At 45.9% G+C, this 8217-nt stretch carries 6 protein-coding genes and 4 pseudogenes; 4 read left to right on the top strand and 6 right to left on the bottom strand.

Annotated features, from left to right (window positions below):
• Both MKL51_RS17870 and MKL51_RS17865 read right to left on the bottom strand, forming a co-directional pair.
• Window positions 1-593, bottom strand: a pseudogene (locus tag MKL51_RS17870) (IS5-like element ISAba13 family transposase); the annotation flags it as partial.
• Between the two features lie 186 nt (window positions 594-779).
• Window positions 780-1128: pseudogene (locus tag MKL51_RS17865) on the bottom strand (IS630 transposase-related protein).
• A gap of 59 nt (window positions 1129-1187) precedes the next feature.
• Here MKL51_RS17865 and MKL51_RS17860 point away from each other — a divergent pair.
• The 4 genes and pseudogenes from MKL51_RS17860 to MKL51_RS17845 all read left to right on the top strand — a co-directional run bounded on the left by MKL51_RS17860 (window position 1188) and on the right by MKL51_RS17845 (window position 4130).
• Window positions 1188-1519, top strand: a pseudogene (locus MKL51_RS17860) (GGDEF domain-containing protein).
• 11 nt (window positions 1520-1530) lie between these two features.
• The gene (locus MKL51_RS17855) at window positions 1531-2019 is read left to right on the top strand and encodes a phosphate-starvation-inducible PsiE family protein (RefSeq protein ID WP_017401780.1); all 489 of its coding nucleotides are present in this window, start codon (window positions 1531-1533) and stop codon (window positions 2017-2019) included.
• On the top strand, window positions 2006-2959 hold the full coding sequence (locus tag MKL51_RS17850) for a zinc metalloprotease HtpX (protein WP_032007497.1): 954 nt from the start codon (window positions 2006-2008) through the stop codon (window positions 2957-2959). Before MKL51_RS17855 ends, MKL51_RS17850 begins: the two co-directional genes overlap by 14 nt.
• 19 nt (window positions 2960-2978) lie before the next feature.
• Entirely contained in the window at window positions 2979-4130 is a 1152-nt protein-coding gene (locus tag MKL51_RS17845; protein WP_000221973.1) for a S1C family serine protease, read from the top strand.
• Between the two features lie 730 nt (window positions 4131-4860).
• Here the strand turns inward: MKL51_RS17845 and MKL51_RS17840 are convergent.
• The 4 genes and pseudogenes from MKL51_RS17840 to MKL51_RS17825 all read right to left on the bottom strand — a co-directional run bounded on the left by MKL51_RS17840 (window position 4861) and on the right by MKL51_RS17825 (window position 8151).
• Window positions 4861-5781 (bottom strand): hypothetical protein, encoded by a 921-nt coding sequence (locus MKL51_RS17840; protein ID WP_247142383.1) that lies wholly within the window; start codon window positions 5779-5781, stop codon window positions 4861-4863.
• 7 nt (window positions 5782-5788) lie between these two features.
• A pseudogene (locus tag MKL51_RS17835) lies at window positions 5789-6181 on the bottom strand (transposase family protein); the annotation flags it as partial.
• A 37-nt stretch (window positions 6182-6218) separates the two neighbouring features.
• Window positions 6219-6542, bottom strand: a complete 324-nt coding sequence (locus MKL51_RS17830) for an IS5 family transposase (RefSeq protein WP_032031561.1) — start codon at window positions 6540-6542, stop codon at window positions 6219-6221.
• A gap of 443 nt (window positions 6543-6985) precedes the next feature.
• A protein-coding gene (locus tag MKL51_RS17825) for an IS3-like element ISAba22 family transposase (RefSeq protein ID WP_085944217.1) occupies window positions 6986-8151 on the bottom strand; the annotation gives its coding sequence in 2 pieces (ribosomal slippage) (window positions 6986-7893 and window positions 7893-8151; 1167 coding nt in all).
• Window positions 8152-8217 lie beyond the last annotated feature (66 nt).

Below are 8217 nucleotides of genomic sequence, written 5' to 3'. Positions count from 1 at the left end.
TAAGCTCCATCGGTATAGACGGAGTCAACTCTCTCATCTTGTGGAATCTGATCGAGTAAATCACCAAGTACCTGTGAATCACTCACATTGTTGGTTGTGAGCTGAACAGCGCGTATTTGTAAGGTTTTAGCATCTATACCCATATGTAATTTACGCCATTGGCGACGATATTCAGACTGATGTTTTTTACGCTTCCATTCACCCTCACCTAAGAATTTCAGACCTGTAGAGTCAACGATTAGATACAGTCCATCACAACTTTTTTGATAGCTAATCACAATATCAATATGCTGTTGTCGTCTACAAATTGTAGTGTAGTCTGGCGCTATCCAATTTAACCCACAAAGATGGATGAGACTTTGAACAAAGCCAGTGACCATGCGTAAAGACAATCGGAAGAGAGATTTAATCATTAGGCAGCATTGGATAGCTGCGTCGGAGTAAGTTTGATTTCGTCCTTGTTTGCCTTTTGATGGGGCATACCATTGCGTAGCAGGATCAAACCAAATGGCAATATTTCCACGATTAATGAGAGCTCGGTTATATGAAGACCAATTGGTTGTGCGATAAATTTTAGGTGTCGACTTATTCATTTGAAAATTATATTGTGGAATAAGCCTTTAGAGATAGGTTTGTGCAACAAAGCCATTGCCAATTATATGTTCCATAACAAGGATTTCCCTGTTTTGAATAACCATGAGGTCTATGTTCATGAGATTTAAATCCACTTTCATCAAGATAGATGATTGGGTGTTGATACCTTAATCGGTTTAAATCTTTTAAATACTGCTCTCTGAGTTCTGTTTTTGCTTTCGGGTGCAGTAAGGTCTTTTTTTAACTGTGATATTTAGATCCTTGAGCGCATCTCCAATTGTAGAAATACCACAACCAAAACGAGCAGCGCGTTCATATTGATAATCATCAGGATATTGCTCAACATCTGCACGTAAGGCATCATCATCAACTTTAGATGGTTTTCTTGGTCGAGTTCTTTTTATTTCGATTCGCTTTTTTCCATTCGACAATTGTATTTTTATCAATTTCGAAGTGCTGAGCAACCGCTCGAATAGATTGGCCTTCTTCAAGCTTGGCTAATATTTTCTTTCTAAAATGTATTGGATAACTCATATCGGTATTGTATTGGTTTTTTTGCGTGCTTACTATATGGACACGGGTGCGGCGATGAGGTGCTCAAGCACTTTGCTGCACGGTTGAGGGAACACATTCGCGCAACCGACATGGCTGCCCGGATTGGGGGGAGGAATTCGCTGTGTTGTTGGAAGCGGCATCGATTGAAGACGCCCAAGTATGGGCGGAGCGATTTCGTCAAGACGTTGCGACGACAGCGGTGGTGTGTGGAGAGGTGTCGATCAGCTATAGCGCCAGCATGGGGGTGGCCCCCCTTGACGTCTGCTTAAACTCTTCCGAGCAGGTGATGCAGCAGGCGGACAGCGCGCTCTACCAGGCAAAAAGACAAGGGCGCAACCAAGTTGTGGGCGCACAAGTATTTCAGAATTGAGAGGAATGGCGATGAAGGAAAAGCAACCGGACCCGATCAAAACATTTCGTGCCCAATGGGCAGTGATGACGTTCTACGAGCGCTTCGAACAGGTGATCGCGCTCGCGCTGTCCGCAATCATTGCCGTGATCATCGTGGTCTCGCTGCTGCAGCTGATCTCGATCGTCTTCAGCCTGCTGGTCATCGATGCGTTCAATCCGCTCGATCACAAGGTCTTCCAGACCGTGTTCGGCATGATCATGACGCTGCTCATCGCCATGGAGTTTAAGCATTCCATCGTGCGGGTGGCCTTGCGCCGCGATAGCATCATCCAAGTCAAGACGGTGATCCTGATCGGGCTGATCGCCCTGGCGCGCAAGTTCGTGATCCTCGACCCGGAGACCAGCCCCGCCAAGATCGCGGCGCTCGCAGGCGCGATGCTGGCCCTCGGGGCGACTTACTGGCTGCTGCGCGAGCGCGATGACCGGGCCGCTGGGGAAAGCCCAAATGAGCCATCGTGATCGGCGCCACGCGCAGGCTGCCGGCGCGCGGCATCGCTGGCTCAATCGCCTGCAAACCGCGCTGTTGGTGCTGACCCTGCTCGGGATTGCCGCCGTCGCCGGCAGCCTGCTGTTGGGTGACAGCGCTCTGTGGCTGGCGCTGGCGGCCGCGGGGTTCACCCTGCTGCTCGAACCGGCGGCGGCTTCCGGGCTGACCCTGCGGCTGTATGGCGCACGCCCTCTGCACCCGAATGAAGCGCCCGATCTTTGGGCTGTGTTGCGCGAACTGGCGGCGCGGGCCGGGTTGCCTGCCGTGCCGGTACCGCACTACGTGCCCAGCGGGGTCGTCAACGCCTTCGCCACCGGTACGAAGCATCACGCGGCCATCGCGCTGACCGACGGTCTGCTGCGTAGCCTCACGCTCCGCGAGTTGACCGGCGTGCTCGGCCACGAAATCGCGCATATTGCGAACGAGGATTTGCGTGTCATGGGGCTGGCCGATTCCATCAGCCGGCTCACCCATCTTCTGGCCTTGTTGGGGCAAATCATGCTCCTCTTCAGCCTGCCGGCCTTACTGTGGGGCACAGTCGCTATCCAGTGGCCGGCGCTGCTGTTGCTGGCCGTTTCGCCGCAGCTCGCGCTGCTGGCGCAACTGGGTTTGTCGCGGGTGCGCGAATTCGACGCCGACCGGCTCACCGCCGAATTGACCGGCGACCCACAGGGATTGGCTTTGGCGCTCGCCAAGATCGAGCGGGAGAGTCGCGCCTGGCTGCTGCCCGGATGGGGCAACCCGGAACCCTCCTGGTTGCGCACGCATCCGGCGACGACAGAGCGCATCCAACGCTTGCGGGAATTGGCTGATTCGATGGCACCGCAACCGCTTCATTCCAGCCCATTTCTGCCGGACATCCCCTTGGCGCCACGCCCACCGCGTTGGCGCGCCAGCGGTGTCTGGCGCTGATTTCAACAAGGAGAATGGCATGACCTACCCCGATCTCAACAGCCGCCCGGCGCCGGACCGATTCATCCGGCGCTGGCTCGTCATCACTGGCTGCATCGCCGCACTCATGCTGCTGTGGCAGTTCTTGCCTGCCATCGAAGCCTGGTTCAGTCCGCGCGAAGCGGCCGAGCGCACGGTGACACCGCGTGGTGATCTGGCGGCAGACGAGCAGACCACCATCCAACTGTTCGAGAAATCGCGCGGGTCGGTGGTTTACATCACCACGGCGCAACTGGTGCGTGACGTCTGGTCGCGCAATGTCTTTTCCGTGCCGCGCGGCACCGGCTCCGGCTTCATCTGGGACGATGCCGGCCACGTGGTGACCAACTTCCACGTCATCCAGGGGGCATCGTCTGCCACGGTCAAACTGGCCGACGGTCGCGATTATCAGGCTGCGCTGGTGGGCGCCAGCCCCGAGCACGACATCGCCGTGCTCAAGATCGGCGTCGGCTTCAAGCGCCCGCCAGCTGTGCCGGTGGGCACCAGTGCCGACCTCAAGGTCGGGCAGAAAGTGTTCGCTATCGGCAATCCCTTCGGATTGGACTGGACGCTCACCACCGGCATCGTCTCGGCGCTCGACCGCACCCTCGACGGCGAAGGGGGCGGGCCTGCCATCGATCACCTGATCCAGACCGACGCCGCTATCAACCCCGGCAACTCCGGCGGCCCGCTGCTCGATTCGGCTGGGCGGCTGATCGGCATCAACACCGCCATCTACAGCCCTTCGGGCGCGTCCGCTGGCATCGGTTTCGCTGTGCCGGTGGATACCGTCATGCGCGTGGTGCCGCAACTCATAAAGACCGGCAAGTACATCCGTCCGGCGCTGGGCATCGAGGTGGATGAGCAGCTCAACGCGCGTCTGCAGGCGCTGACCGGTAGTAAGGGCGTATTCGTATTGCGCGTGACGCCGGGCTCGGTGGCGCACAGGGCCGGGCTCGTCGGCGTCGAGGTCACCGCAGGCGGCATCGTGCCCGGCGATCGCGTTATCAGCATCGACGGTATCGCCGTCGACGACGTCACCACATTACAGGCCCGGCTAGACGACAAGAACGTTGGAGATGTTGTGGTCTTGTTAGTGGAGCGGGCCGGCAAGACTCGCGAGATGCTTGTGGAACTACAACCGGGAGTTTGATGGAAAGTGGGTCATGGATCTGCACAGCGAAGCAGTCAAGCGACTTCAGCCTTGCGCCGAACTACGAGCCCTAGCTAGTGCAGTGGGGGGAAGGCTGTTTAGGTTAAATGGATATAAGGGAGTCATTTTTGATTGTGTTTTTAAAAGAAGATGTTGATTTTTTTGGGTAAGCATTTAGGGCGTCCAAGGGTTGGAGCAGTTGGCACGGATGAGAGAGCTCAATGCTCGCTAGGGATTGGATCTATGTGTTTTTTCTGACTGACTGCTTACGTGTTGGAACGGGCAACATCGGAAAAGGATGAATTTTTATTTTCACCATTTACCGTATTTTTCGAGCCTGGGCGAAAATTAGGATGATACTTTAGCGCCCTTAATCATTCTCCCATGAAAGGCAAAACGATCCAGTCTCGGGTGTAAGTGCTCACAACATACTGATATAAAATGGATTTTTTATGAATAGGAGAGCGCGCGACGTTTCTCTCTGTTTTTAGGGTTAGGATGAAACTTAACCTTGGTGAAAGATGTGACCAAGATTATGACTAGATTAATAAGTCTTTATTTTTAAAGACTTATTTTATATTTTCTTTTAGTCATAATTTTAGTCATAAAATATAGAAAAACTAGATCAAAATACAACCAAATAAGTCATAAAAAACCGATTCCATTTTAAATCTATGGTTCAAATCGATAAAGCATTTGGTTCATTTCAATTATTAGATTAAAACAAGGCTCATGTCGAACACCAAACTTTTAGGTCAGCTCTTGTTGTTTTCTTTATGTACGATTCAGTACATGCTAATAACTTTGATATCTCTTCGGTAATAACTGATTTACTTAAGCCGGGCTGAACAATTGTTACCTCTAATTTAATTGGCATCGTATTTGCCATATTTCTATATTTTTCTAAGTCAGCTAACTCACCTTTTACAAATCTACTAAAACCTTCAGATAGCCATTTATTGTTACGACCGTTGATATGTTTGAATAAGTGTTTTAGACCCGCATGTTTCCAACGTATAGAACGCTGAGCTTGTCCACAAACTTCATACATATCAGCTAATCTTCGACCAGCTTCAGGCGAACTTGAATATTTACAATGATATAAACTTAGAATTATTTCGTTATTCTCTTGTCTTAAAGCGACTAGATCAGCAATTTCACCACTGCCATCATCATTAATTATTATTTCAAATTGATCTTGAATCATACTCAAAGTTTGAAATTGGACAGTATTTTTAGTTTGGGCTTTCCCCATTGATTCTTTAGTAATATCTACAGTCCAATTAATTTGATTCAAACCATCTACATCGAAGGTATTGTCTATTAAATTTATTTGGATCAAATAACAGTTATAACTCATTGAACCATCAACATAATGGATCCTAACTGGATCTTTCACCATTTTTTCCTCGAAAGAAATAGTTGAACTATGAGTCTTAATAGATATTAAACTTCCTTCAACATGTTCATACATGTAGCCTGAGGGAAATTGATCTGAAATATTTAAGCGATATAAACCAAAGAGATCTTCTGTATAGATTTTTATATAAAGTTGCTCAGATTCATCCTTAAAAACGTTTAGATCAGCTAAAAACAAAGGAATTTCTGTCTGATCAAACAAAATATTTACTAGACTTCCTTCATAAATCATTTTTCAATCAATTTAATTGTTTATCTTTCACCCAATCTAAATTGTATATGCCAGCAAGTAAATTAAACCGTAGGTTTAATCTTTTACGACGATTTCTATATACACAAGATAAAATCTTAAAACATTTCATCCTTCCAAATACATGCTCTACTTGAATTCGTCTACGACCAATCTCTCTATTTAACTTTTTTAATTCAGAATCTAGTTTTTCAGTTTTCTTTGCTTTAGATGGCATGAGGCATCCAAAACCCAATTTCTTTATCCCTAAATAACCCTTATCAACGATAAAAAAGGGCCTAAATTTTAATTTCCTCATGCTTTTTTTAAATATTTTAAAATCATGCATGCTTCCATGACTTCCACATACACTCAGTATTTCACCTGTTGTATAGTGCATAGATAACTGAAATTTAAAGGTATGTCGCTTTTTTTTACCGCTATACCATTTCTTCTGTTTTTTTTGGACGTTGAACTAATATTTCAGTGGCATCAATCACAACAACTTCCCAATCCACTTCATCTCGATTAGGAAGTTGTTTTGGCAAGTTGAATTTTCCAGAACGGATTAAGGTATCTTCAATAACACGTGTGATACGAATTGCACTCGTTTCAGATACACCGTAACTCATACCAAGATGGAAAAATGTTCGATATTCTCTCCAATATTCTATACATAAGAGCAAACGATCTTCCAACGGTAATTTATGCGGTCGTCCTTTACCAATATGACGAGGTAAATGCTTATTTAGCTCGGCCAACATGAGGTTAAATGTAGCCCAACTAACACCGGTAAGCCTACGAAACTTAACGTTTGATAATTTTTGAATATCTTTGAATTTCATCCAAGGATTATCTCTTGAATTAAATAATTTTGCTGATTAATTTGATCAAATAAATTGTACGTTTTTTGATTTATGACGGAAGTCTACTTTATCTTCAAATGCATTTTGTAGCGTTTCTCCCCATTCTGCAAACAGAGGGTAATATTTATACGCTTTATTAATTCGAATTGGTTTTAGAAAGTCTTTAACTAAATTATTCACATCTATTTCATCTTCAGAGTGAATTTTATCCCAAGCATTCTGACTCCATTCTTGCCAATCAACAAGATTCCCTGCTTTTGGTGACCAAATCTTTCCTTTCTTTTGTGAACATCCCCAAATGATATACGCTGAATTATCAGGAGACTTTCCCTTGGGAGATTCTAGGCAGCCAACTTATAAAAGTCTTCGGCCATTTGATTTGGTGTCTTAAAACCCAAACCCTTTTGAATTCTTCGATGATTATAAAATAATTCAATGTATTTTATAATATCTGCTTTGGCTTCTTCTCTGGTTTGATAGTTGTAATGATGCACTAACTCATTTTTCAGTATTCCCCAAAAGCTTTCAATCGGTGCATTATCGTAACAGTCTCCGCGCTTGCTCATTGAACCTTGAAAACCATATTGCTCAAGTATATTTCGATATTCATGGCTGCAATATTGACTTCCTCTGTCTGAATGCACAATCAGTTCTTTGGTTGGTTTTTGATTGTGAATAGCCATATTTAGCGCATTACAAACAAGCTGTGCTGTCATGCGCTCATTTAAGCTATAGCCAACCACTTGTTTCGTGTAAAGGTCTTTTACCGCTGCTAAGTACAGCCATCCTTCAACAGTCCATATGTACGTAATATCACTTGACCATGCTTGATTTGGTCTAGTCATTGAGAATTGTTGCTCCAGCAGGTTTTCATAGATCGCTCGATTATGGTCACTATTCGTAGTCCTTTTAAAACGCTTGTGTCGCTTACAATACAGGTGGTTCAGCGCTTTTATCTGACGTACAGCGTACATACTCATTTTTATGCCCTGAGCTTGTAAGTATTTGGTTAATCGAATATAACCATAGCTCTGCCTTGTCTCCTCATGGGCTATTTTCACCAATATCGTCTGTTGATTTCGTTGAATCGTTCTTTTGCTCACGCCTCTCTTGAGCCAATCATAAAAACATGAAACTGAAACATGAAGTAATCGAGCCATTAAGGTAATTGGAAAAGAATATCTTTTTTGTTTCATATAGGCGTACCTTACTGACTTTCTTTGGCAAAGTACGCTGCTGCCTTTTTTAAAAATTCACGTTCCATTTCAGCTATTTTGAGCTGTTGTTTGAGTTTTTTATTTTCTTCGAGTAGAGCGTTTAGATCAGGTGAATACTGTTTTGTACCTGCTAAAGTTCCAGCCTTTGCTTTGGTATTCCAATTTGAAAGAGTTTGCATTGAAATGCTAAGTTGTCTAGCTGTTTCCGAGACATTGCCTTGATTGGCTTCAATTAATTTGATGGCTTCAGCTTTAAATTCTGTGGTGTAAGTCTTGTGTTTCTTGCTCATGGTAAACTCCTGATGAGTGTGTTTAGTTTACCAAGTTAAAACCTCCTGTTTTTTCAGCACACATCA

The organism is Acinetobacter sp. AOR18_HL, from assembly GCF_027855145.1.
In the GTDB taxonomy this organism is placed as follows: domain Bacteria; phylum Pseudomonadota; class Gammaproteobacteria; order Pseudomonadales; family Moraxellaceae; genus Acinetobacter; species Acinetobacter pittii.
Note: the sequence above shows the minus strand (reverse complement) of the source record. Positions and strands in the feature narration are given on the sequence as shown.

What these genes read in the sequence shown, in the direction of transcription:
- MKL51_RS17840 (WP_247142383.1), bottom strand. Translation starts at nt 5,781, where the DNA reads ATGATTTATGAAGGAAGTCTAGTAAATATTTTGTTTGATCAGACAGAA.
- MKL51_RS17830 (WP_032031561.1), bottom strand. Translation starts at nt 6,542, where the DNA reads ATGTTGGCCGAGCTAAATAAGCATTTACCTCGTCATATTGGTAAAGGA.
- MKL51_RS17855 (WP_017401780.1), top strand. Translation starts at nt 1,531, where the DNA reads ATGAAGGAAAAGCAACCGGACCCGATCAAAACATTTCGTGCCCAATGG.
- MKL51_RS17850 (WP_032007497.1), top strand. Translation starts at nt 2,006, where the DNA reads ATGAGCCATCGTGATCGGCGCCACGCGCAGGCTGCCGGCGCGCGGCAT.
- MKL51_RS17845 (WP_000221973.1), top strand. Translation starts at nt 2,979, where the DNA reads ATGACCTACCCCGATCTCAACAGCCGCCCGGCGCCGGACCGATTCATC.